Raw genomic sequence first — 23,188 nt, 5'->3', positions numbered from 1 at the left:
GGGCTTACTCGCAGGTCTTGACCGAAGGGTTACATCTGGGCCGCCCGTTCGCTACCCTCATGCACCGGTAGTGAGGTGTGGACCACTGATGTAGTGAAAGAGAGTGCCTTGGATGGCCGTACGCTCTGGACCTTTCCCGAGGTGCAAGGCACTCTGTGTCGCACACGTCGAACACGTCCGTGATTCACTGGTGCGCGCCCGCGCACTGGCGGGTTAGGCCGAACAGACCAATGGTACCGAGCAGGGTTTCGGTCAAGTGCACTTGAGAGATCGCGTCGAAGAAGACTTCCTCATTCGGATGAGTGGATACTCACGCCGTGCGCATCCCGTCCGGATGACGGGAGCGTGCGGGTAGTGGTCTCCGACAACCGACCCAGACGGCAGCAGTACGGCCAGCTCGAGAACGGCATGTCCAAAATGGGCTTTCCCGGCCCGGATGAAGATGATGGTGGTGCGGCGGTGCCGAACGAAGACACCGCGGGGGTGGGAGGGGCCCCTGCGCGGGATACCGGAGACGGTCCTGGCGGGAAGGCCGGGTCGTTCCTGGGCCTGCGTAACTGGCGTCTGCGATCGAAGCTCGCGGCCGTCCTGATCATTCCGACGCTGACGGCGCTCGCGCTCGGCACGCTGCGCGTGATCGACGACAGCGGCGAGGCGGCCCGGTTCCAGGACACGGCCGATCAGGTCGCCTTCGCCGACAAGATCACCCTGGTGGTGCACGAGCTGCAGAGCGAGCGCGCGCTCGCCGTGGCCAGGCTCGCCTCCAAGGACCCCTCGCGCCAGAACGGGCTCGACGCGCAGATCGCCAAGGTAGACCGCGCCGTCGACGACCTGCGGGCTTCGGCGAACCAGATCAACCCGGACGATCAGGACACGAGGGACCGCTACTCGCGTGGTCTGCAGCGGCTGGACGCCCTGCGGCCGCTGCGCGGCGCGATGAACACCTCGCTGCTGGGCGACACCCCGGTCCTCATCGCCTACTCCGGCATCCTCGACTCGCTGGTCCAGCTCGGCCGCGAGGTGACCACCGCGGTGGCCAACCGCGACGTGCTCCGGCTCGGCGTCACCGTGCAGGCCATCAGTGAGAGCAAGGAGTTCATCGCCCGCGGTGACGCGGCGCTGCTCATCGCCTCCTTCCGCTCCGGCTTCCCCGGCGACCTGTTCGACCAGGCCCGTTCGGCGGTCGCGAGCGGTGACGCCTCCACGGCGGCCTTCATCGCCAACGCCAGCCCCGAACAGCGGCAGCTCTACTCGGACACCTTCTCCGGTCCCGAGGTCGACGACCGGCGCCGCATCACCACCATGGCGTTCTCGCTGCACCAGCAGAACGAGCCGCCGGCGATCGACAACGTCGCCCTCGGCAACGACAGCCGGGTCGCGCTGGACAAGCTGCGCGCGGTCGAGACCAACCTGCTCGGCCAGCTGCGGGCACAGGCCGACGGCCTGGCCACCGACGCGATCAACTCGGCCTGGATCGGCGGCGCGATCGTGCTGCTGGCGCTGCTCGCGGCGCTGTTCCTGATGCTCGTCATCGCCCGCCTGATGCTGCGCCCGCTGCGGGTGCTGCGGAAGACGGCGCTCGACGTGGCCTACACACGACTGCCGGAAACCGTGCAAGCGATCCTCGACGACCCGGACCCGGTCAACGCCTCGAAGCGGTCGGTCGAGCCGGTGCCCGTCACTTCGCGTGACGAGATCGGTGAAGTGGCGCGGTCGTTCGACGTCGTCCACGAACAGGCCGTCAAGATGGCCGCCGAGCAGGCCCTCCTGCGCGAGAACGTCAACGGCATCTTCGTGAACCTGTCCCGCCGGTCGCAGCGGCTGGTGGAACGCCAGCTGGGCGTGATCGACCGGCTCGAGGCCGACGAGCAGGACCCGGACCACTTGGCCAGCCTGTTCGAGCTCGACCACCTCGCCACGCGGCTGCGCCGCAACGGTGAAAGCCTCCTGGTGCTCTCGGGCGCCGGGCTCGCGAAGTCGGTGCCCAAGCCGGTGCCCGCCGCCGACGTCATCGGCGCCGCGGTCTCGGAGATCGAGCAGTACGCCCGGATCGAGATCGGGATCGTCCCCGAGGTCGCCGTCCAGGGCCTGACGATCCACGACCTCGTGCACGTGCTCGCGGAACTGCTGGACAACGCCACCTACTTCTCCGAGCCGGAGACGAAGGTGACCGTCCGCGCGGTGATCACCCGCAAGAAGGCGCTCGCCATCCAGGTCACCGACCACGGTGTCGGCATGACCGAGGAGCGGCTCGCCGAGGTCAACCAGCGGCTCGCCGACCCGCCGGACCTGGACGTCTCGGTGACCCGGCGGATGGGCCTGTACGTGGTCGCGCGCCTGGCGCGCCGCCACGGCATCGAGGTCCGGCTCCGGGAGAACGAGGACATCGAGGGCGGCGTGATCGCGCGGGTCGTGGTACCCGCCGAGCTGCTCACGCAGATGCGGCCCGGTGTGCGCAACACCCCGCCGCCGGCGAACCGCTCGGAAACGTCGATCCCCTCGATGCCGTCGGTCTCCGAGACCTCGCTGCCGAACATCCCGATGTCCGACCGCGGCCTGGAGATGACCCCGCCGCCGCCGTCGAAGCCGCCGTCCGCTCCGCAACCGGTCGCGTCGCAGGGCGGGCTCGTCCCGCTCGACCAGCCGATCAGCCTCGACGACCTGGTCGCGGGCAAGAACGCGGCCGGGCCGTTCCTCAGCCCGGCGACGCCCGCCGAGGAGGCCCCGGCGTGGCCGACGGCCGAAGACATCTCGCCCGCCAACGGTGACGGCGCCTCCAGCGGTACCGAGACGCAGTTCGCGTCGCTGGTGCTGCCGAAGCGGGAGCCGAAGTACACCCCGGTCGAGCCGCGGAACAAGCCCGAGGAGACCGCCGAGCCCTCGGACGCGGGCAAGTCGGCGCTCGACGACGACGTGCCCACCCGGCGGCTGCCGATCTACCAGTCGGTGCTCTCGCGCTGGTTCAGCGAAGGGGACGAGGCCGGGGGCGACAGCCCGACCACCTACACCGAGCCGGTCGAGTCCGAACTGCCCGTGCGGACGCCGAACGGTGGCGCCGAAGCGGCGGAACCCGCGGGCGGGGACACTGGGGACACTTCCGGAGAGGTATTGCCCACTCGGACCCCGCGCAGTGTTCCGCCGGAGACGGTGCTCCAGGACAATGGCTGGCGCAGCGCGTCGGACGACGGCTGGCAGGCGGCGCAGGTCCTGTACGAAGAGCGGAACGACGAGATCACCCCGGCGGGCCTGCCCAAACGGGTGCCGAACCAGTACCTCGTCCCCGGCTCGATCGGCGGGAACGAGCCGAAGAAGGAAGACTCGTTCGCCGACAAGACCTCCGGAATGCCGGGCACGGGTGCGATCGCCCGCTCGGCGACGGCGGCGCGGAGTCGGATGGCAAGCTTCCAGAAGGGCTACACGTCGGGACGGCACGCGTTGAAGGAACGCCCGCTCGATGCGCTGGATGACAACGGCGTTCCGGTGACCGGCAGGGATACCTCTGCCGATGACAGCAGTAAGGAGTGACAGTGACACGGGCGGGTGCGATGCAGCCGGGTGGTCCGGCGCAGCCTGGCGGCCAGGCGCAGGGTAAAGGACACACGAGCAGCTTTGCCTGGCTGATCACGGATTTCGTGCACCGGGTCCCGGGCGCGGCGCATGCCGTGGTGGTGTCGGCGGACGGTTTGCTGCTGGCCTCGTCGAAGGGGCTTCCCAAGGACAGGGCCGATCAGCTGGCCGCCGTCGCGTCGGGGCTCACGAGCCTCGCCCGCGGTGCGGCGAAGGTGTTCGAAGGCGGCACGGTCGCGCAGACGGTGGTCGAGATGGCCAACGGCTTCCTCTTCCTGATGTCGGTGTCCGACGGGTCCTGCCTGGCGGTCCTCGGCTCGCCGGAGAGCGACATCGGCCTGGTCGTCTACGAGATGACCCTGCTGGTGGAACGGGTGGGGCAACAGCTGACACCGGAGATGCGCGCGCAGCTGCAGGGCGCGTCGGTCCGCCGCTGAGCGACCGGGAACCGAGGAGAATGCCGTGGACGACGGGCGCTTGAGGGGCGATGGCCGGCTCGGTGACGACTTCTCCGGCGGGTGGTCGGAACGTGACGACGGCCGGGAGGACTGGACGTCCTTCCGGGACCGGGTCGACCGCGAATGGCGATCGCGGCGGACACAGGGGTCGGACAGCGACCCCGTGTCCCCGGACGAGGCCTCCCGCTGGCTGACCGATTCGAACGCGGGTCAGGGACCCGCCGATTTCAGCGTTTCGGACTACCGGGAACGCCTCCTCGGCGGCCCCGGGGCGGAACTGTTCGGTGGTGGCAGCGGTCCGCTCTACGACTCGGGCGAGTTCGCCAAGTTCTCCTTCGACAAGGAGGAGGAGCGCCGGGCGGCGGCGGCCGCCGCCGACCCGCTCGCCGCGGCGTTGCCGCAGCAGGCGCAGAACGAGTACGTCGACGAGCAGTACACCACCGACGTCGAATCCTCCGGCCTGGTCCGGCCGTACTTCCGCACGCGGGGACGGACCAAGCCGACGTACGACCTTGCCATCGAGGCGTTGATCTCGACCAGCGAACAGGGACGTGTGCTCGACCGGGTGCGCGTCCCCGAACACCGGTCGATCTGCGACCTTTGCCTGGACACCCGGTCCGTCGCCGAAGTCGCGGCGCTGCTGCGCCTGCCGCTCGGCGTGGTCCGGGTGCTGATCGGAGACGTGGCCGGCCTCGGTCTGGTCCTGGTGCACACCGCCAGCCAGAACGTGGGCGACCGGCCGAGTATCGAGTTCATGGAGAGGGTGCTCAGTGGGCTTCGGAGAATTTGACTCCGACGCGAATGCGCCGCAGGTGACCGGACCGACTTCGTCGGCCAAGATCGTGGTCGCTGGCGGATTCGGCTCGGGGAAGACCACGCTGGTCGGAGCGGTTTCGGAGATCGATCCGCTGACCACCGAGGCCATGATGACCGAGGCCAGTACCGGCGTCGACGACAATTCGGCCACCCCGAACAAGTCGACGACGACCGTGGCCATGGACTTCGGCCGGATCTCGCTGGACTCGGACCTGGTGCTGTACGTGTTCGGTACGCCGGGCCAGCACCGGTTCTGGTTCATGTGGGACGACCTCGCGGTCGGCGCCATCGGTGCCGTCGTGCTGGTCGACACGCGGCGGCTCGCCGACGCGTTCCCCTCGATCGACTTCTTCGAGAACCGGAAGCTGCCGTACGTCGTGGCGATCAACTGCTTCGACCGGCTGCTGCACCACCAGATCGAGGACGTCCGGCACGCGCTGACGATCTCGCCGTCCGTGCCGATCATGGCCTGTGACGCCCGGGAACGTGAGTCCGCCAAGCAGGTGTTGATCTCGGTCGTGCAGCACGCCATCGCCCACGATTCGGCGTTGCGCGCGGGGTAACGGCACGAAAGCCCGGAGCGGATGCGGCCGTTGGAGTGAACTCGGCAGGCTTCACCCGCTTCGGGGAGTGGCGTCACCGGCCGGACCGAACGCGGGGCGATCCCTTTCACGCGTTCCTGCACCGGACTCGCCCGATCGGGTGGTCAGGACGTCGGTGACCTGCGCGGACACCGGTTCACGCCAGGTCGCACCCGGCCACCACGGGGTGACCCACGAATGCGTGGTTCGCGATGGGTCGACGCGGTGAGCGGCTGGACGTTTACGTTCGGTTAACACCGTCGGCCGGGTGGCGGGCTCGACACGATCGGCGGGACGAATACGCTGGGTGGAGGCGTCTTTCGGCTCGACGGCACCGCGATCGGTGCAGGTCGGCGCGAGACGCCCGGACCACGCCGCCCAGGTGGTCTTGACGCAGCGAGGAGGGACTTGTGACGGCATCCGGGCAGCAGAGCTCGTTCGGCTGGCTCATCACGGATTTCGCGCGCCGGGTTCCCGGTGCGGCGCACGCCGTGCTGGTCTCCGCGGACGGGCTTCTCCTCGCGCCGTCGGACGGACTGCCGCAGGAACGGGCCGAACAGCTCTCCGCGGTCGCCTCCGGGCTGATCAGTCTCACCGCCGGCGCGGCGCGCTGCTTCGACGCGGGCGGGGTCAACCAGACCGTCGTCGAGATGGAACGCGGGTACCTCTTCCTCATGTCGGTCGCCGACGGCTCGTCACTCGCCGTGTTGGCCGCGCCGACCTGTGACATCGGCACCGTGGCCTACGAGATGACCCTGCTCGTCGAGCGGGTCGGCCAGCAGATCACCCCCGAGCTGCGGGCGCAGCTGCAGGGCGGCGTCCGTGGGTGACCGATGAAGATCACCGGATTCACCGAACCGGAGCCGTCCGGCTGGGACTCCCTCTACCAGGGCACCGAACGCGAGGCCTTCGACTCGCCGAGCCGCTTCGAGCTGAGCTCGATCAGCACGGTCATGCCGCGGCGCCCGGCCGCGCCGTCTCCCGAGCCGGCGCCCCCCGCTTCGGTGCCTTCGCCGATCCGGCAGTCGCCTCCGCGTTCGGCGCCCGCCGACGTCGCGCCCGCTTCGGTCTACCTGCCGCCGGCGTCGGGCTCCCGGGTGCGGCCCTACACCCGCACCGGCGGGCGCACCCGCACCGCGCACGACCTGGCGCTGGAGGCGCTGGTGTCGACCAGTGAGGACGGCCGCCGGTACCGCGGCGTGCGGACTCCCGAGCACCGCCAGATCTGCGACCTCTGCCTGGACACCCGGTCGATCGCGGAGATCGCCGCACATCTGCGGCTGCCGCTGGGCGTGGTGAAGGTGCTCGTGGGCGACATGGCCGACGCCGGCCTGGTGCTGATCCACCAGACGGAGCTGATCCTCGGCGACTCTTCCTCGCGCGCTTTCATGGAACGGGTGCTTCAGGGCCTTCGCGCTCTCTGACCCCTCCCGCATTTAGTCCTCTAAATGCGCGCTGGTGCTTCTGGGTCGGGCCACGGTGCCTTCGGCTGTCCTGAAGGCCACCTTCAGGACGTTGGATGTCTCAAAGGTGGCCTTCAGGACATCGCTTCACGGTGTGCCTGACTGACCGCATTTAGTCCTCTAAATGCGCGTGCGCAAGGCGCCACAGGAAGTATGAGTACATGGCGTGACCTAAAATCACGCTATGTCATCAGGTGGTCGGCCGCCGATCCTCGCGTTCGGTGACGAATCCTTCAAGGAATCCGACGTCGACGGGTTCTACGTACTGGCGGCCGCCGTATTCGACCCAGCGGTACACGACGAAGCCCGGATCGTCATGTCGGAGCTACGGGGTAAGCGGCGAATCCCCAAACTCCATTGGAACGAGATGGATCCCGCGGAACAAGCGGCCGCCGTCAAGACTCTCGCGGACCTCGACGGATTCCACGTCGCCGCGATCGGCTGCCCCGTGCCCCGGCGGCGGCAAGAACGGGCCAGGGCCGGTTGCCTTCGTCGTCTGACTCTCGAACTTTCCGCGTTCGACGTCGACATGCTCGTTCTCGAGTCACGGACCGCCACGTTGAACGCTCGGGATGTCGAGACGGTCAGAGGCGCCAGATTCGACTTGCCGAAGGGCACCCGGTTCCGGGTGGCCCACGAGAAAGGCAAGGACGAACCTTGCTTTGGGCCGCGGATATCGTCGCCGGCGCGATCAGGGCCACAAGGGACGGACGCTCCGGATATCGGCGGCTGATCGAGGATCTCGTGTACGAGATCGACGTGGAGACCAAGTGCTAGCCGGACATGCGTAAGGCCAGGGTCCCGGTCTGCCCCGGGTGCACCTGGCCTTGCGACTCGCGCGACGTCCGCGACGTCACGCTCCGATCACAGTGTAGGCCAGTCGCCGTCGCAAAGCACGCGCGGAACGGTCAGTCTTCGACGAGGGCGGCCGACGTGATCCGGTGCAGCGGGTAGCGCTCGTTGTCGGTCCCTTCGAGGACCCCGCCGCCGACCCGCAGCGGCCGTACCACCCGCTGGCTCGCCGTCCCGCGTGAGTCGACGAACCCGATCCACACCTCGCGGCGCTCGATGGTCGCCTGCGACAGCAGCGCCAGCGTCGCGGAAGTGTCCCCGGCGCCGCCACCCTGCGGCGCGCGTACCGTCGCACCCCGGCGTCGCGCCGAAGCGGCGTCACCGGCCCGGACGTGCGCGACGATCTTGCCGACCTGGTCGTCGGTCAGCCCGGCGGGCTCGCCGGGCGCACGACGTGCGGCACGCGCCTTCGCGGGAAGCCGGCGTCCGGACGGCCTGATGTCCATGACGCGTCCGTCGGGTCCTTCGGCGGCCGGGGCGAACCCGGCGGCGCGGAGCGCGTCGAGGACTTCGGCGAGCGGGTACGCGCTGATGAGCACCGTCGGCGCGATCATCCGCAAGCCGTATTCGGTCGCGACGGGGCTCCCCATGACCTCGGCGAGCAGCGATGCGTCGTCGCAGCGCAGGAACGACTCGGCGGCCCCGCCGCGCAGCCGCCCGTGCCGCCGGGCGACGTCGTCGATCAGGTAGCTCAGTGACTGGGGTACCGGCGTCGCCGACTTCGTCGAGAACAGCTGCTGCAGCTCGCCCGCGGTCCGCCCGGTGTCGAGCGCGCGCCGCACGGACGCCTCGGTGATCCGGTAGACGGTCGCGTGCCCGGCCGATTCGATGTCGGCGACGGCGGTCATCTCGGCCGCGAGTCCGGCTTCCAGCGGCCCTGGCGCGACCACGGTCAGGTCGGCCTGGACCAGCACGTGGTCCACCGGACGCGGCAGCGCGTCGATCATCGCCTCGACCGCGCCCGGCCGGTCTTCGGCCAGCAGGGCGCGGGCCGCCGTGGTGAGGCCGCCCAGCCCGATCAGGCCGAGCGCCGCCCCCTCGGCCATCGTCCAGCGCACGGTCTCGTCCCGCAGCCGCCCGCCCCGCCGCGGCGCGCGCCAGGCGAGCGCGGCGACCAGCTCGTCGGTGCTCTTCACGCCCGCGCCCTCGGGCAGAGCGGCCAAGGCGAGGAGGATCCGCCGCCGCGACGTGGGCGCCAGCGGACGGCGCAGGTCTTCCGAAAGCGGCGCGATCGGCTTGTCCTTCGCGTCCCGCCCGCCGGCGAGACCGGGCAACCGGGGCAGTTCGAGCCAGGCCTGGGCGATGGTCATCCAGCGCTGCGCGGTCGGCGACGCGAGCCACGAATCCGTGAGCGTCGTCGGCACCCATTCCGGCGTGGTCGCTTCGCTGTCGGCCACCAGCCCGGCGCCGACCGCGATCTCCGCGAGCAGCGTCACGCGTGCCTCGTCGACGTCGAGATCCTTGGCGAGCTTCTTGAGCTCGCGGACCCCGAGCCCGCCGGATTTCAGCACCGGCGGCGGCGTCTCCGACCATGCGCGAAGCATGCTTTCGGTCTGGCGCAAGAACTCCATCGCTTCGCCGGCCGCTGCGGTGTCCACTGTGGACATCTGATGCGGATGCGTGGGGAGCTCTGGTTCGCGCAGAGACGCCGGGTCGAACACCGACCCGCCGCGCAGCGCGATCCCGATCTCCCGCGGCAGCTCGACGGTCTGGTCGTCTCGGCGCAGCAACAGGCCACGCGCGAGCAGGCGCTGGACCGGGTTCTGTGCCCGCTCCAGCGGGACGTCGGCCGCCGCGTCCCGGGTCCGGCCGATCGGCGGCCCGGCCGCCAGCGTCGTCAGTACGGCGCGTTCCTCCTCGCCGACCTCCGCCAGCGCCGCCTCGATATCCGCTCCGGCGAGCGAGGGCGACGACGACCCGAGCCCGGCGGGGAAGGGGCCGAGCGCGTCGCGGGCCGACGGCGGGACGCGCAGCGCGGCGTCCTCTCCCCAGACCAGTGCCCGTTTGCGCAGCAGAGCCAGCGGCTCGCCTATCTTCTCGCCCACGAGCGCAGCGACCTCGGCCACGGCGACCGGCTCGGTGTCCGCCCCGGCCAGCAGCAGGGCGTCGAGGACGGCGAGGGTGAAGGTGTCGAGGTCTTCGCAGGCACGCGCGACGGAACCCGGCGTGCCCGCCCGGGTGGCGAGCACGATGGTGTCGGACGGGGGTGGCGTGGACAGGTCGCGACGCGTGCGCAGCAGTGCGGCGAGAGCGTCGTCGGACTCCTGGCGCAGCCAGTCCGCCAGGGATGGCGCGGGCATAGACGACCAGGATACCGGGCGGGTGGTGGCCCGGCAGCCGCGTTCGGGCAGACTGTCCCTCGAGAACGGCTTGACCATGCTCTGGAGGACGTTGTGGCGAAGGGCGATAACAAGAAGCGCGCGGGCATCGACCCCACGTGGCCCGGTGAAGACGGGGAGCACCCCGTCACCGAGCTCGCGTCCGACCGGCAGGGTGCGCTGTCCCCGTTCGGCGACGTGACCTTCCCGCTCGACACGGTGCCGTACGTGCACCCCGAGACCGAGATCAACCGGTAGGCGGCCCCGCCGAACTCGGCACGCGTGTCGCGAAAGCCACTTTCGCGACGCCTGATGTCCCGAAAGTGGCTTTCGCGACACGGCCGCGCGGTCCGGCGCTCCACTTTCGACGGCCCGCGAGGTTACCGGTCAGTCACCCCTGCGAGGGTTCGTGGCGGTCGTCACGGGAGTAGGTTTTCGATCGACCTATTCGAGCGTTCCTCAGCGGGGGTAGTGCCATGCCGGTTCCCGGTCCCGGATATTCGATCACCGTCCGGGTGGAGGCCCCCGCGTCGTCCACCGCGGCGGGTGACCTGACCACCGCCGTCGGCCGGGTCGGCGGCGTGCTGACCGCGTTCGACGTCGTCGAGTCGCACCCCGACTCGATCGTCGTCGACATCAGCGCCAACGCCCTGTCGGAGAACCACGCGCAGGACATCACGCAGACCCTGGACTCGCTGCCGGGCGTCCGCGTGCGCAAGATCTCCGACCGGACGTTCCTGATCCACCTCGGTGGCAAGATCGAGGTCACCCCCAAGGTCGCGCTCCGCAACCGTGACGACCTCTCCCGCGCGTACACGCCGGGTGTCGCCCGCGTCTGCCAGGCGATCGCGGCGAACCCCGAGGACGCGCGCCGCCTGACCATCAAGCGCAACACCGTCGCGGTGCTCACCGACGGCTCCGCGGTGCTGGGGCTGGGCAACATCGGCCCGGCCGCCGCGCTGCCGGTGATGGAGGGCAAGGCGGCGCTGTTCAAGAAGTTCGCCGACGTCGACGCGTGGCCGGTGTGCCTGGACACCCAGGACACCGAAGAGATCATCATGATCGCGAAGGCGCTCGCGCCGGTCTACGCGGGCATCAACCTCGAAGACATCGCCGCGCCGCGCTGCTTCGAGATCGAGAAGCGCCTGCGTGAGCAGCTCGACATCCCGGTGTTCCACGACGACCAGCACGGCACCGCGATCGTCGTGGTCGCGGCACTGCGCAACGCCCTGCGCGTGGTCGGGAAGAACATCGAAGACTGCAAGATCGTCGTCAGCGGCGTCGGCGCGGCGGGCTCGGCCATCATCCGCCTGCTGCTGCGCAAGAACCCGGGCGACATCGTGGCCGCCGACATCGACGGCATCGTGCACTCCGCGCGCGGCAACCTCGACGAGAACCTGACCTGGATCGCCGGGCACACGAACTCCGAGCAGCAGGCGGGCACGCTGCACGAGGCGCTCGTCGGCGCCGACGTGTTCATCGGGGTCTCCGCGCCGAACCTGTTCGGGGCCGAGCAGGTCGCGACCATGAAGTCCGACGCCGTCGTGTTCGCGCTGGCCAACCCGGACCCGGAGATCGACCCGCTGGAGGCGCAGAAGCACGCCGCCGTGGTCGCCACCGGCCGCAGCGACTTCCCGAACCAGATCAACAACGTGCTCGCGTTCCCCGGCGTCTTCCGCGGGCTGCTCGACGCGCAGGCGCACCAGATCGACGACTCGATGCTCCTCGCGGCGGCCGACGCCATCGCGGACGTCGTGGACAACGGCAAGCTGAACGCCTCGTTCATCGTGCCGAGCGTGTTCGACAACGCCGTCGCCCCGGCGGTCGCCGAGGCCGTCAAGAAGGCGGCAAAGGCCGCGAAGGCCGCTCAGTCGTAGGACGCGGTAGCAAAGGTCCCTTGCTCCATTCGGCGGCGTCGTCATCACTGAGGCCGATCCGGCTGCCGACTTCAGGGTGACGACTCCGCCGATGGCCCGCTCATAGGCTCGGCTCCGACCAGGAAGTCGATCATGACGGGGGTTGGGGATGAAACGCTCTGTCCTGAGCAGGATCGGGACACTCACGGCCGCGGCGGTCACCATGGCGGTACTCGTACCGGCCACGGCGTCCGCCGCGGTTTCGTCCGTGCGCTGGGGGCCGTGTCCGGAGGACGTGGCCGCGCCCGGCGTGCAGTGCGCCACCTTGAAGGTCCCGCTCGATTACCGGGATCCGGGTGGCAAGACGATCGACGTCGCCATTTCGAAGCTCGCCAGCACCAAGCCGGCGAAGCGGCGCGGGATCATGCTCACCAACCCGGGTGGCCCCGGCGGCCCCGGGCTGACCATGCCCGCGGGGTTGCGGTCGGCAGGCATGCCGTCGAGCGTGCTCGACGCGTACGACATCATCGGCTTCGATCCGCGCGGGATCGGCCGCAGCACGCCGGTCACCTGCGATCTCAAGCCCGAGCAGCAGGTCAGCAACGTCCCGCCGTACGCGCGCGACGCCGCGGCGGTGGCGGAGCGCGCGAAGTACGTCGAGGGCGTCGCGAAGCAGTGCGCCGGCTCGAAGACGGCCGCGAACCTGCCGTACATCACCACGGCCAACACCGCCCGCGACATGGACCGCGTCCGGGAGGCCTTGGGCGAGGAGAAGCTCTCGTACTACGGCGTCTCGTACGGCACGTACCTGGGCGCCGTGTATTCGACGCTGTTCCCGCGGCAGACCGATCGCATCGTGCTCGACAGCGCGACCGGCCCGGGCGGACTCGACACGACCGGGTCCCGCCGGCTGGCGGAGGGGTTCCAGGACCGCTTCCCGGACTTCGCGAAGTGGGCGGCGGCGCGGCACGCGAGCTACGGGCTCGGCCGCACTCCGCAGCAGGTGACGGCGAAGTTCTACGAACTCGTCGCCAAGCTCGACGGCGGCGCGGTGCCGGGGGTGGACGGCGCGGCCTTCCGGGCGGGCACGTTCGGTTCGCTGTATTCGACCGGCTCGTTCCCGGTGCTGGCCCAGCAGTGGCAGGCGCTCGACACCGAAGGCGTCGTGAAGCAGACCGCTCAGGCCCAGCAGCTCGACGTGGCGCAGCTGCTGTCCGCGCAGCTGCACGTGGTGTGCAACGACGTGAACTGGCCGGAGAAGGTCGCGGCCTACCAGCGCAACGTCGAGAAGGACCGGGTGCGGTATCCGATGTTCGGCGCCGCCGCGGCGAACATCTGGGCGTGCGCCTACTGGCCGTCCGAGCCGATCGAGCCGCAGGTGCGGATCGGCGACCGCGGTCCGTCGAACATCCTGGTCGTGCAGAACCTGCGTGACCCGGCGACGCCGCTGAGCGGGGCCAAGGAGATGCGCCGCGCGCTGGGCGACCGGGCGCGGATGGTGTCGGTCGACGACGGCGGGCACGGCGTCTGGCTGAGCTCGGAGAACGCGTGCGGCAACAACGCCGTCAACCGGTTCCTCGTGGACGGCAAGCGTCCCGCGCACGACACGGCCTGCGCCGCGGACCGGGGCGGGCTCTTCGCCTCGATGACGCCGGAGCAGCGGCAGGAACGGGAGAAGGCTCTCGGCGAGGTTCGCTCGAAGCAGCGGATGTTCTGAGGACTAGCCTGCTGTGCGTGAGTGAACTCAGCCACGTCGACCATACGGGCGCCGCCCGTATGGTCGACGTTTCCGGCAAGACGCCCACCGCCCGCACCGCGCTGGCGGGCGGCACCGTGCACACCACGGCCGAGGTGCTCGGCCTGCTGGCGACGGACGGGCTACCCAAGGGCGACGCCCTCGCGACCGCCCGGATCGCGGGCATCATGGGTGCGAAGAAGGTGCCGGAGCTGATCCCGCTCTGCCACCAGATCGCGTTGTCCGGGGTGAAGGTCGAGTTCGTCCTCGACGAGACCGCCGTGCACATCACCGCGACCGCGAAGACGAACGACCGGACCGGCGTCGAGATGGAGGCGCTGACCGCCGTCGCCGTCGCCGGGCTGACCCTGCACGACATGATCAAGGCCGTCGATCCCGCGGCGACCCTCGACGACGTCCGCCTGATCCGCAAGGACGGCGGCAAGACCGGGACCTGGGAGCGGCCGTGAACCGGGTCGCGAGGGTGATCGTCGCGTCGAATCGCGCCGCGAAGGGTGTCTACGAGGACACGACCGGCCCGGTCATCACGGACTGGCTGACCGCGCGGGGCTGGGAAGTGCCCGCGCCCGTGGTCGTCCAGGACGGCGAACCGGTCGGTGAAGCCCTGCGGGACGCCGTCGCGGCCGGGGTCCAGGTGATCGTGACGACCGGCGGCACCGGCATCTCGCCGACGGACCGCACCCCGGACGTCACGCGCGCCGTCCTCGACTACGAACTTCCCGGAGTCGCGGACGCGATCCGCGCCGCCGGACTGCCCAAGGTGCCCACGGCCGTGCTTTCGCGAGGGGTCGCCGGCGTCGCGGGCCGGACCCTCGTGGTGAACCTGCCCGGTTCACGCGGCGGGGTGAAGGACGGCCTCGGCGTACTGGACGGGATCCTCGACCACGCCGTCGACCAGCTGGCGGGCGGCGACCACCCACGGGAGGGACAGCAGTGAGCGTTCGGGTCGCAAGGATCGCGGTGGTCGACGAGCCGCTTTCGGTCGAAGAACACGCCCGCCTGGTGGACGACGCGGCCGCGGGCGCCGTCGTCACGTTCGGCGGGGTCGTGCGGGACCACGACGGCGGGCGGTCGGTGGACCGGCTCGCCTACGAAGGACATCCCAGCGCCGCCGACGTGCTCGCGGAGGTGGTCGCGGACCTCTCGGGGAAGTGGGAGGGCGTGCGGGCGGTCGCCGTGAGCCATCGGCTGGGCGCGCTGGCCATCGGTGACGTCGCGCTGGCGTGCGCCGTGGCGGCCGAGCACCGGGGCCAGGCCTTCGCCGCCTGCTCGGAGCTGGTCGACGAGGTCAAGGCGCGGCTGCCGGTGTGGAAGCACCAGCACTTCAGCGACGGGAGCGACGAATGGGTCAACTCGCCGTAGCGGGCTGAGCCGGCCCACCCGCCAAGTGTCATGAAAGGGTCGTTCAGGACATTTTTCGTCCTGAACGACCCTTTCATGACATCTGGAGGCGCGATCCGGCCCCGGACACGACAAAGCCCCACCGCCGGGGGAATGGCGCGGTGGGGCCTTGTCAGCCGTGACGTGGCCACGCGGGGAATCCCGCGGGCATCACGACTTACTCGTGCTCAAGAGCTCACTTGGTGGCGAGCTTCTGGCCGACGACGATGAAGTCGGCGTTCGACACGTAGTCCTTGTTCAGCTCCTGCAGCTTCTGGTAGCCGCCCTGGACGTTGAACTTGGAGGCGATCTTCGACAGCGTGTCGCCGGCCACGACGGTGTAGTCACCCGCCGGGTTCGAGTTGGCGACGTTCGCGGCGGCCGGGGCCGGGGCCTGCTGCTTCTGGACCGGCGCGGTCGACTTCTTCGGGGTCACCTTCTTGGTGGCCTTCGGGGCGCTCGACTTGGCCTTGGCGGGGCTGGCGGAGCCGCCCTTCTTGCCGCAGTTCGGCCACGCGCCGATGCCCTGGCCCTGGAGGACCCGCTCGGCGACGGCGATCTGCTGCTCACGCGACGCGTTGTGCGCGCTGCCGGTGCCACCGTAGGCGCGCCAGGTGCTCGGCGAGAACTGCAGGCCACCGTAGTAGCCGTTACCGGTGTTGGTGCTCCAGTTGCCGCTGCTCTCGCACTGCGCGATGGCGTCCCAGTTGGTCGCCGACGCGGGGGTCGCGGCGATGGCGAGGGGAGCGCCGACCGCGACACCCGCAATGGCGACGCGGGCGATGTGACGGGTGGCGGCGGACATCTTGCGGTGCTTGCCTCGGTAAGACATGTGAGTAAATCTCGCTCCCTGCGCCTACGAGCCTGTGCTGAGGGAAAGACCCGCGGGTCCTGGCCGGCCGTCTCAGGCCGGCTGACTTCGCCTGACGCACGACGCGTCGGCTCGGTCCCCTCGTCCCTGTCCGGAAATGCTTTCGCTCGGGGTTGGGTCCGGGAATCCGTTGGACAGGGCTCGGCGCTACGGGTTCCCGGTGTTGCGTGGTCGGTCGGGGCCAACCGAAAAGCGACGGTACGTAACGAACGGCCTGATCGGAAATTATTCGAGCTGTGACCTACATCACAGTAACAGCACGCAACCCATAACGATTCGGCTGTTTATGCAGGTCAGCGGGCCGTTATCTGGCCGTTTCCTGACCGAGATAATTCACAGATCGTGAGGCTTGCATCACGTGGATTAAGGGATGACTGGCCCATTCGTGCGCCTTCGCGCGCGAATGGGCCGCGCACTTTAGCGAGACCTCAAGAAGTTCGCCAGCCCTGGCAGGTCATCCGTATTCAGGTGGTCGACCCCGGCGGTGACCAGCTCTTTCCACAACGCGTCACGGCCTGGCCCGGCGACGTCCGGCGTGGCCCAGAAGCGCACGCGCTGGCCCGCCGCGTGGGCTCGCTTGACCAGGTCGTGCAGTTTCGCCCGCTCGGCGGCGGGGAAGGGGCCTTCGCCGGTCCAGGTGAACAGGCCGCTCCAGGAGTCCGAGACCAGCGGGGTGACCCGGGGGTCCGAGCCGATGCCGAGATCGTTCTGGTCCTTGATCCGGCCGTCGTAGAAGGCGAGCCGGAACTTCTGCCCGAGCATCACGTCCTTGGGGCGCCCGCCGGAGATCACCGCGGTCACGGCCCGCTTCTTGACGTGTCCGAACGCGTACAGAGAGAAAAGGAAGGAGTAGCGCGGGTCGTGGAGGCGCTTCTCGAGAGCGGCGTAGGTGCTGTTCGCGTCTCCCTTGACGTCGATCAGCAGCTGGAACTCCGCCCGCTGCCGGTAGACGCCGACGCCGTGGTTGGCCAGCACGCGCTTGCGCAGCGGCTCCAGGTAGAGCGACTCCAGGGTGCGGTCCGGGCGGGTGTCCGCGAGGTCGTGGGCGACCAGGAGCTGCCCGTCGACCAGGAAGATGTCGGCCTCGACGCTCGTGAAGCCCTGATCGAGCGCGTCGTGCAGGGGACGGGTGTGCTCGTAGTCGTTGTGGCTGTGCGCCTGCGGCCGGACGCCGCGTTCGTGGGCGGACGCCGGAGCGGTCGCGAGGCTCGTGGCGGCGACCGCGGCGAGCAGTGCGGCGAGGATACGGCGGGGAGTGATCACTGGCGCATCCTCGGCTGCTTCGGCGACCGGACGGTGAACGTGAGAGGGCGAGCAAGGGACCTTTGCTACCACTTTCGCGGTTCGCGCAGGTCAGGGGTGGTCGGCGGGCGGCCAGTGTGTCGCGAAAGTCACTTTCGGGACATCAGGCGTCGCGAAAGTGGCTTTCGCGACACACCCGGCCGGTCGGCCCGTGTGGGGCAGGGGCAGGGCCAGGTCAGCCGCCGGCGAACGGCGGCAGGACGTCCAGTTCGGCGCCCTCGGTCAGCGGCCGCGTGAGGTCCCGCACGGCGACGCCGTCCAGCAGGTACGAGACCGCGTCGAGGAGCTTCGCCAGCTTCTCCGGGTGGAGTTCGCGCAGGCGGGCGACGGCGTCGGCGACGCGGGCGCCGTCCGGCAGGGACACCTTCTCCTCGTCGAGGCCGGCGGCTGCGCGGGCCGAGGCGAAGTACCGCACCACGATGGTCACCATGTCAGCCGCCGATCGCGCTCATCGGCCGGATCGGCTGCGCGAACCCGGCCTCGTTGATCTCGTGCCCGGCGAGCTTGCCCCACATGGTCGCTCGCCAGGCGTCCGCCACCTCTTCTTCGCGCGCGCCCGCGCGCACGAGGGCGCGCAGGTCGGTCTCGTCGTTGCTGAACAGGCACGAGCGCACCGCGCCGTCCGCGGTCAGCCGGGTCCGCTCGCAGGCGCCGCAGAAGGGCCGGGTCACCGACGCGATCACGCCGACGTCGCCCGGTCCGCCGTCGACCAGCCAGCGTTCGGCGGGCGCCCCGCCCCGCGCGGCGGGGAACGGCGACAGCGCGAACTCCTCGCCGAGCATGCCGAGGATCTCCTCGGCGGTGATCATGTCGCCGCGGTTCCAGCCGTGCTGCGCGTCCAGCGGCATCTGCTCGATGAAGCGCAGGTGGTAGCCCTCGGCGAGGCAGAACTTCAGCAGCGGCACGGCCTGGTCCTCGTTCAGCCCGCGCATCAGCACCGCGTTGACCTTCACCGGATCCAGGCCGGCTTCGCGCGCGGCGGCCATGCCGGCGAGCACGTGCGATAGCCGGTCGCGGCGCGTGATCGTCTCGAACAGCGCCCGGTCGACGGTGTCCAGCGAGACGTTGATGCGGTCCAGCCCCGCGTCGGCGAGCGGCTTCGCGCGCTTCGCGAGCCCGATCCCGTTGGTGGTCATGGAAAGCCGCGGCCGCGGTTCGAGCGCCGCGACCCGCTCGACGATCTTCTCCAGGCCCTGCCGCAGCAGTGGTTCGCCGCCGGTGAGCCGGATGTCGGTGACGCCGAGCCGCTCGACGGCGATCCGCAGCAGGAGCACGAGCTCGTCGTCGGTCAGCACGTCCGCGCTCGGCATCCATTCGAGCCCTTCGGCGGGCATGCAGTAGGTGCAGCGCAGATTGCACTTGTCGGTGAGCGACACCCGCAGGTCGGTCGCCACGCGGCCGAAGGTGTCGATCAGAGCGGGATTGTCCGGCCTGGGCGCGCTGGGGCGACCGCGTGTACCGGGGACACGGGGAAACCCGAGATCGACTGCTGTCATTGACACCAGACTAACCCCGAAGCGGGCGAAAACCGACTGTCTAGAATTCCACGGGCACCGAATCGGAAGGGTTTCCGGATGGCGAAATATCCGCTCTCGGCGGACGAATTGGCCCGGTTCGCCCATCTCGGCAGGGAAACCAGCACGCTGACCGTTCTCCGGCACGCGCGTATCGCCGAGCTGATGGGCCTGTCGGCCACCGATCACAAGGTGCTCGAACTGGCGGGCCAGGCATCGGGACCGTTGACAGCGGGCAGGATCGCCGAGCTGACCGGGTTGTCGACGGGCGCTGTGACCGGCGTCATGGACAGGCTCGAGAAGGCCGGTCTCGCCCGGCGTGTCCGCGACACCGCCGACCGCCGGAAGGTGCTGATCGAGGTCGTCCCCGGCGCGATGGAGCGGCACGCGCCGCTCTTCGAATCCGCGTACACGAACATGAAGACGGTGCTCGAACAGTTCTCTTCAGCGGAACGGAAAGTGCTGGAGCGATTCCAGAACGCGGTGCTCGACGGACTCCGCGAGGAACTGTCCGGCAACGCGTAGCTTTTCCGCATCTGCGGAAGTAACCTTCCGGGCATGCCGCAATTCCGGTTGTCCGAGGCCGCTCGTCTGCTCGGCGTCAGTGACGACACCGTCCGCCGCTGGGTCCGTGCCGGCCAGCTGACCGCGTTCGACGACTCGGCGGGCCGCAAGGTCGTCGACGGCGCCGAGCTCGCCGCGTTCGCCAAGGCGCAGGCCGAACAGCCGGAGGATCCGTCGAGCGTCGGCCGCTCCGCGCGGAACCGGTTCGTCGGGCTCGTCACCGAGGTGATCACGGACAAGGTGATGGCACAGGTCGAGCTGCAGTGCGGCCCGCATCGCGTGGTCTCCCTGATGAGCGCCGAGGCCGTCCGCGAGCTCGGGCTGCGGCCGGGGGTGCTCGCGGTCGCCGTGGTCAAGGCGACCACGGTCGTGATCGAAACCCCGGAAGGAAGCCGATGAGGAGACTCGTCCCCGCCCTGCTCGCGCTGGCACTGGCCACGAGCGCCTGTGGTTCCGGGGAGCCGTCGGCCGAGGCCAAGACGCTGACCGTGTTCGCGGCGGCGTCGCTGACCGAGTCGTTCGGGACGCTGGGCAAGCGGTTCGAGGCACAGAACTCCGGGGTGACCGTGAAGTTCAGCTTCGAGGGCTCCTCGGCGCTGGTCCAGAAGCTGACCCAGGGCGCGAAAGCGGACGTCTTCGCTTCCGCCGACAAGACCACTATGGACAAGGCCGCCAAGGCGGAGCTGATCGACGGGCAGCCGTCGGTCTTCGCCACCAACCGCCTCGCCATCGCGGTCGGCAAGGGCAACCCCAAGGGCATCAAGGGCCTGGCCGACCTCGCGAAGGGCGGGCTGACCGTGGTCGTCTGCGCTCCGCAGGTGCCGTGCGGGTCGGCGGCGAAGAAGGTCCAGCAGTCGTCCGGGGTCACGCTCAAGCCGGCGAGCGAGGAGCAGGACGTCAAGTCCGTGCTCGCGAAGGTCCGGTCGGGTGACGCCGACGCGGGGCTCGTCTACGTCACCGACGCCGCGTCGGCGGCCGGCAACGTCGACAAAGTGGACTTCCCGGAGGCCGCCGGCGCGCTCAACGACTACCCGATCGCGGTGCTGAAGGACGCTCCGCAGGCCCAGCTCGCCGGGCTGTTCAGGGACTTCGTCCTCGGTGAGGAAGGCAGGAAGGAATTGGCGAAGGTCGGTTTTGGCACGCCGTGACCCCGCGTTTCGTCCTCTGGATGCGGTAGATGCACGCGCAAGTACCGCGTTCAGAGGACGAAACGCGGGGGTCCCGTGGGTTCTCTGGCCGCCGGCGATCTGCGCGCTGGCGCTGGTGGTGCTGCCGGTCGTGGGCCTGCTGGTGCGATCGGACCTGACCCGCTTCCCGGACCTCGTCACCTCGACGTCGTCGCTGAACGCGCTCAAGCTCTCGCTGCTCACGGCCGGACTGTCCACTGTGGCCTGTGTGCTGCTCGGCGTCCCGCTCGCCGTGGTGCTCGCGCGTTCGGGGGCGCGCGGTGTCCGCGTGCTGCGCGCGGTGGTGCTGCTCCCGCTCGTGCTGCCGCCCGTGGTCGGCGGCCTGGCGTTGCTGTACCTGTTGGGCCGCAAGGGTTTCCTCGGCATCCTGGTGACCACCCTGACCGGCGAGCAGGTGCCGTTCACCACGGCCGCGGTGGTCATCGCGCAGACGTTCGTCGCGATGCCGTTCCTGGTGGTCAGCCTCGAAGGAGCCCTCCGGGGCGCCGGTGACCGGTACGAAAGGGTCGCTTCGACCTTGGGCGCCAAACCGTGGACGGTGTTCCGCCGGGTCACGCTGCCGCTGCTGCTGCCCGCGCTCGGTTCGGGCATCGTGCTCAGCTTCGCTCGGGCGCTGGGCGAGTTCGGCGCGACGATCACCTTCGCGGGAAGCCTCGAAGGGGTGACCCGGACCCTGCCACTGGAGGTCTACACCCAGGCCGAGGTCGACGTCGACAGCGCGGTGGCGCTCGCGTTGCTGCTCATCCTGGTCGCCGTCGCGGTCATCGCGCTCGCCCGGCCGCGCGCGCTCGAAGGGGTCCGGTCGTGACCCTTTCGGCCGAGCTCGCGCTCCGGCGCGGCGAGTTCACCTTGGACGTCGGCTTCGAAGTCCCCGACGGCGGCGTGCTCGCGCTGCTCGGCCCGAACGGGTCGGGCAAGTCCAGTGTGCTCGGCTGTCTCGCCGGCCTGCTCCGGCCCGGCCGGGCGCGGATCACCCTCGACGGCCGCGACCTGGCGGGCCTGCCGCCGCACGCGCGTGGCATCGGCCTGCTCTCCCAGGACGCGCTGCTCTTCCCGCATCTGTCCGCTTTGGACAACGTCGCCTTCGCCCCGCGTTCGACCGGAGCCGGCCGTGCCGAGGCGAAGAAGCGCGCACGGGAGTGGCTGACCGAAGTGGACGCTCTCGAACTGGCCGGACGGCGGCCCGCGCAGCTCTCGGGCGGGCAGGCGCAGCGGGTCGCGATCGCGCGGGCGCTGGCCGCCGAGCCGGGGTTGCTGCTGCTCGACGAGCCTTTCGCCGCGCTGGACGTCGACGCGGCGCCCGCCATCCGGGGGCTGCTCCGGCGGATCCTGCGGTCCGGGCCGCCGACCGTGCTGGTCACCCATGACCCGCTCGACGCGCTGGCGCTGGCCGATCACGTCGCCGTCCTCGACGGCGGCCGGATCGTCGAACGCGGCGAGACCCGGAAGGTCCTTTCCGCCCCGCGCACGGCGTTCACCGCGCGGATCGCCGGTCTGAACCTCGTGCCCGGCACCGCTGCCGAGGGCGGTTTGCGCACGTCAGGCGGGCTGTTGGCCGGAATCGCGGCCGAAGACGTCGCCGAGGGCGAAGCGGCTGTCGCCGTCTTCGCGCCCAGCGCCGTCGCCGTCTACCTGCGCGACGGCGAGCACCGGGGCAGCCCGCGCAACACCGTCGAGGGGATCGTCGACGCGCTCGAACCACACGGTCCGGTGATCCGCGTCCGGGCCCGCGGTGACGACTGGGCCGCGGGCCTCGCCGCCGACCTCACCCCGGCCGCGGTCGCCGAACTGGCGCTCGAACCCGGCACACCGGTCGACCTTTCGGTCAAGGCGGCGTCCGTGGCTGTTCACGCCGTCTCGGATCACTAAACTCAGCGGCATGAACGAGCGCCGTTGGACATACCTCAGCGACATGGATGGCGTGCTGGTCCAGGAGGAGCACCTCGTACCCGGCGCGGACGAGTTCCTCAAGGAGCTGCGCGCCAACGACATCGGCTTCCTGGTGCTGACCAACAACTCGATCTACACCCCGCGCGACCTGCGGGCGAGGCTCGAGCGGACCGGTCTCGACATCCCCGAGGAGGCCATCTGGACCTCCGCGCTGGCGACCGCGAAGTTCCTCGCGTCGCAGCGGCCGAACGGCTCGGCGTTCGTGATCGGCGAGGCCGGGCTGACCACGGCGCTGCACGAAGTCGGTTACGTGCTGACCGAACGCGACCCCGACTACGTGGTCCTCGGCGAGACCCGGACGTACAGCTTCAGCGCGATAACCCGCGCGATCAGGCTGATCGAGGGCGGCGCCAAGTTCATCGCCACCAACCCCGACGCCACCGGCCCGAGCATGGAGGGCTCGATGCCCGCCACCGGTTCGGTCGCGGCGCTGATCGAGAAGGCGACCGGCCGCTCGCCGTACTACGTCGGCAAGCCGAACCCGCTGATGATGCGGTCCGCGCTGCGGCGGCTCGGCGCGCATTCGGAGTCGACGCTGATGATCGGCGACCGGATGGACACCGACGTCCACTCGGGAATCGAGGCCGGCTTGCAGACGATCCTGGTGCTCACCGGCATCTCCACCCGGGAGAGCGCCGAGCACTATCCGTACCGGCCGACCAAGATCATCGACTCGATCGCCGATCTGGTCGGGCGCACCGGCGACCCGTTCGGCGAAGGCTGAGCGACACGGTCGCACGCGGAGGGCTTATC

General features: G+C 70.1%; 22 protein-coding genes and 1 pseudogene. 18 read left to right on the top strand and 5 right to left on the bottom strand.

Annotation, left to right across the window (positions count from 1 at the left end; genetic code table 11):
* The first annotated feature begins 408 nt into the window (after positions 1-408).
* The 7 genes from ACOCEP_RS07240 to ACOCEP_RS07210 all read left to right on the top strand — a co-directional run bounded on the left by ACOCEP_RS07240 (position 409) and on the right by ACOCEP_RS07210 (position 7,618).
* Positions 409-3,525 (top strand): sensor histidine kinase, encoded by a 3,117-nt coding sequence (locus ACOCEP_RS07240; protein ID WP_482339631.1) that lies wholly within the window; start codon positions 409-411, stop codon positions 3,523-3,525.
* 20 nt (positions 3,526-3,545) lie between these two features.
* Positions 3,546-4,004, top strand: a complete 459-nt coding sequence (locus ACOCEP_RS07235) for a roadblock/LC7 domain-containing protein (protein WP_085939650.1) — start codon at positions 3,546-3,548, stop codon at positions 4,002-4,004.
* A 25-nt stretch (positions 4,005-4,029) separates the two neighbouring features.
* Positions 4,030-4,815, top strand: coding sequence for a DUF742 domain-containing protein (locus ACOCEP_RS07230; protein ID WP_465410778.1), 786 nt, complete (start codon positions 4,030-4,032; stop codon positions 4,813-4,815).
* Positions 4,796-5,404 (top strand): GTP-binding protein, encoded by a 609-nt coding sequence (locus ACOCEP_RS07225; RefSeq protein ID WP_007033392.1) that lies wholly within the window; start codon positions 4,796-4,798, stop codon positions 5,402-5,404. Before ACOCEP_RS07230 ends, ACOCEP_RS07225 begins: the two co-directional genes overlap by 20 nt.
* A gap of 428 nt (positions 5,405-5,832) precedes the next feature.
* Positions 5,833-6,252 (top strand): roadblock/LC7 domain-containing protein, encoded by a 420-nt coding sequence (locus tag ACOCEP_RS07220; RefSeq protein ID WP_005156190.1) that lies wholly within the window; start codon positions 5,833-5,835, stop codon positions 6,250-6,252.
* Positions 6,253-6,255: 3 nt separating this feature from the next.
* Complete coding sequence (locus tag ACOCEP_RS07215; protein ID WP_482336449.1) at positions 6,256-6,846, top strand: DUF742 domain-containing protein; 591 nt, start codon at positions 6,256-6,258, stop codon at positions 6,844-6,846.
* 223 nt (positions 6,847-7,069) lie between these two features.
* Positions 7,070-7,618, top strand: coding sequence for a hypothetical protein (locus tag ACOCEP_RS07210; protein ID WP_482336448.1), 549 nt, complete (start codon positions 7,070-7,072; stop codon positions 7,616-7,618).
* 175 nt (positions 7,619-7,793) lie between these two features.
* Here ACOCEP_RS07210 and ACOCEP_RS07205 read toward each other — a convergent pair whose 3' ends face one another.
* Positions 7,794-10,037: a helicase-associated domain-containing protein gene (locus ACOCEP_RS07205; protein ID WP_482336447.1), complete on the bottom strand. Its 2,244-nt coding sequence runs from the start codon at positions 10,035-10,037 to the stop codon at positions 7,794-7,796.
* 93 nt (positions 10,038-10,130) lie between these two features.
* Between ACOCEP_RS07205 and ACOCEP_RS07200 the strand changes: the two genes are divergently transcribed.
* The 5 genes and pseudogenes from ACOCEP_RS07200 (at position 10,131) to ACOCEP_RS07180 (ending at position 15,029) form a co-directional block, all read left to right on the top strand.
* Complete coding sequence (locus ACOCEP_RS07200) at positions 10,131-10,313, top strand: hypothetical protein (RefSeq protein WP_016337576.1); 183 nt, start codon at positions 10,131-10,133, stop codon at positions 10,311-10,313.
* A 218-nt stretch (positions 10,314-10,531) separates the two neighbouring features.
* Complete coding sequence (locus ACOCEP_RS07195) at positions 10,532-11,932, top strand: NAD-dependent malic enzyme (protein WP_482336446.1); 1,401 nt, start codon at positions 10,532-10,534, stop codon at positions 11,930-11,932.
* 148 nt (positions 11,933-12,080) lie between these two features.
* Positions 12,081-13,628, top strand: a complete 1,548-nt coding sequence (locus ACOCEP_RS07190; RefSeq protein ID WP_482336444.1) for an alpha/beta hydrolase — start codon at positions 12,081-12,083, stop codon at positions 13,626-13,628.
* A gap of 17 nt (positions 13,629-13,645) precedes the next feature.
* Complete coding sequence (gene moaC, locus ACOCEP_RS07185) at positions 13,646-14,116, top strand: cyclic pyranopterin monophosphate synthase MoaC (protein WP_016337573.1); 471 nt, start codon at positions 13,646-13,648, stop codon at positions 14,114-14,116.
* A pseudogene (locus ACOCEP_RS07180) lies at positions 14,113-15,029 on the top strand (molybdenum cofactor biosynthesis protein MoaE). The gene moaC and the pseudogene ACOCEP_RS07180 overlap by 4 nt, the downstream one beginning before the upstream one ends.
* A 214-nt stretch (positions 15,030-15,243) precedes the next feature.
* Here the strand turns inward: ACOCEP_RS07180 and ACOCEP_RS07175 are convergent.
* The 4 genes from ACOCEP_RS07175 to moaA all read right to left on the bottom strand — a co-directional run bounded on the left by ACOCEP_RS07175 (position 15,244) and on the right by moaA (position 18,716).
* Entirely contained in the window at positions 15,244-15,879 is a 636-nt protein-coding gene (locus ACOCEP_RS07175) for a transglycosylase family protein (RefSeq protein ID WP_482336443.1), read from the bottom strand.
* 456 nt (positions 15,880-16,335) lie between these two features.
* Positions 16,336-17,181: a phosphatidylinositol-specific phospholipase C/glycerophosphodiester phosphodiesterase family protein gene (locus tag ACOCEP_RS07170; RefSeq protein WP_482336442.1), complete on the bottom strand. Its 846-nt coding sequence runs from the start codon at positions 17,179-17,181 to the stop codon at positions 16,336-16,338.
* A 214-nt stretch (positions 17,182-17,395) separates the two neighbouring features.
* Positions 17,396-17,650 (bottom strand): MoaD/ThiS family protein, encoded by a 255-nt coding sequence (locus ACOCEP_RS07165; RefSeq protein WP_482336441.1) that lies wholly within the window; start codon positions 17,648-17,650, stop codon positions 17,396-17,398.
* A gap of 1 nt (position 17,651) precedes the next feature.
* Entirely contained in the window at positions 17,652-18,716 is a 1,065-nt protein-coding gene (gene moaA / locus ACOCEP_RS07160; RefSeq protein WP_482336440.1) for a GTP 3',8-cyclase MoaA, read from the bottom strand.
* 78 nt (positions 18,717-18,794) lie between these two features.
* Between moaA and ACOCEP_RS07155 the strand changes: the two genes are divergently transcribed.
* The 6 genes from ACOCEP_RS07155 (at position 18,795) to ACOCEP_RS07130 (ending at position 23,159) form a co-directional block, all read left to right on the top strand.
* Positions 18,795-19,259 carry a MarR family transcriptional regulator gene (locus tag ACOCEP_RS07155; RefSeq protein WP_482336439.1) on the top strand — a complete coding sequence of 155 codons (465 nt, stop codon included), beginning with the start codon at positions 18,795-18,797 and terminating at the stop codon, positions 19,257-19,259.
* Positions 19,260-19,292: 33 nt separating this feature from the next.
* On the top strand, positions 19,293-19,697 hold the full coding sequence (locus ACOCEP_RS07150) for a TOBE domain-containing protein (RefSeq protein ID WP_192743799.1): 405 nt from the start codon (positions 19,293-19,295) through the stop codon (positions 19,695-19,697).
* Positions 19,694-20,446 (top strand): molybdate ABC transporter substrate-binding protein, encoded by a 753-nt coding sequence (gene modA, locus ACOCEP_RS07145; RefSeq protein WP_482336438.1) that lies wholly within the window; start codon positions 19,694-19,696, stop codon positions 20,444-20,446. Before ACOCEP_RS07150 ends, modA begins: the two co-directional genes overlap by 4 nt.
* A 115-nt stretch (positions 20,447-20,561) precedes the next feature.
* Entirely contained in the window at positions 20,562-21,293 is a 732-nt protein-coding gene (locus ACOCEP_RS07140; RefSeq protein WP_482336437.1) for an ABC transporter permease, read from the top strand.
* Positions 21,290-22,354 (top strand): sulfate/molybdate ABC transporter ATP-binding protein, encoded by a 1,065-nt coding sequence (locus ACOCEP_RS07135; protein ID WP_482336436.1) that lies wholly within the window; start codon positions 21,290-21,292, stop codon positions 22,352-22,354. Before ACOCEP_RS07140 ends, ACOCEP_RS07135 begins: the two co-directional genes overlap by 4 nt.
* 10 nt (positions 22,355-22,364) lie before the next feature.
* Positions 22,365-23,159: an HAD-IIA family hydrolase gene (locus ACOCEP_RS07130; RefSeq protein WP_034308369.1), complete on the top strand. Its 795-nt coding sequence runs from the start codon at positions 22,365-22,367 to the stop codon at positions 23,157-23,159.
* The last annotated feature ends 29 nt before the right edge of the window (positions 23,160-23,188 follow it).

Source organism: Amycolatopsis sp. CA-211722, assembly GCF_056828465.1.
The sequence above is the reverse complement of the archived record's forward strand: the minus strand, read 5'-3'. Positions and strand labels throughout refer to the sequence as shown.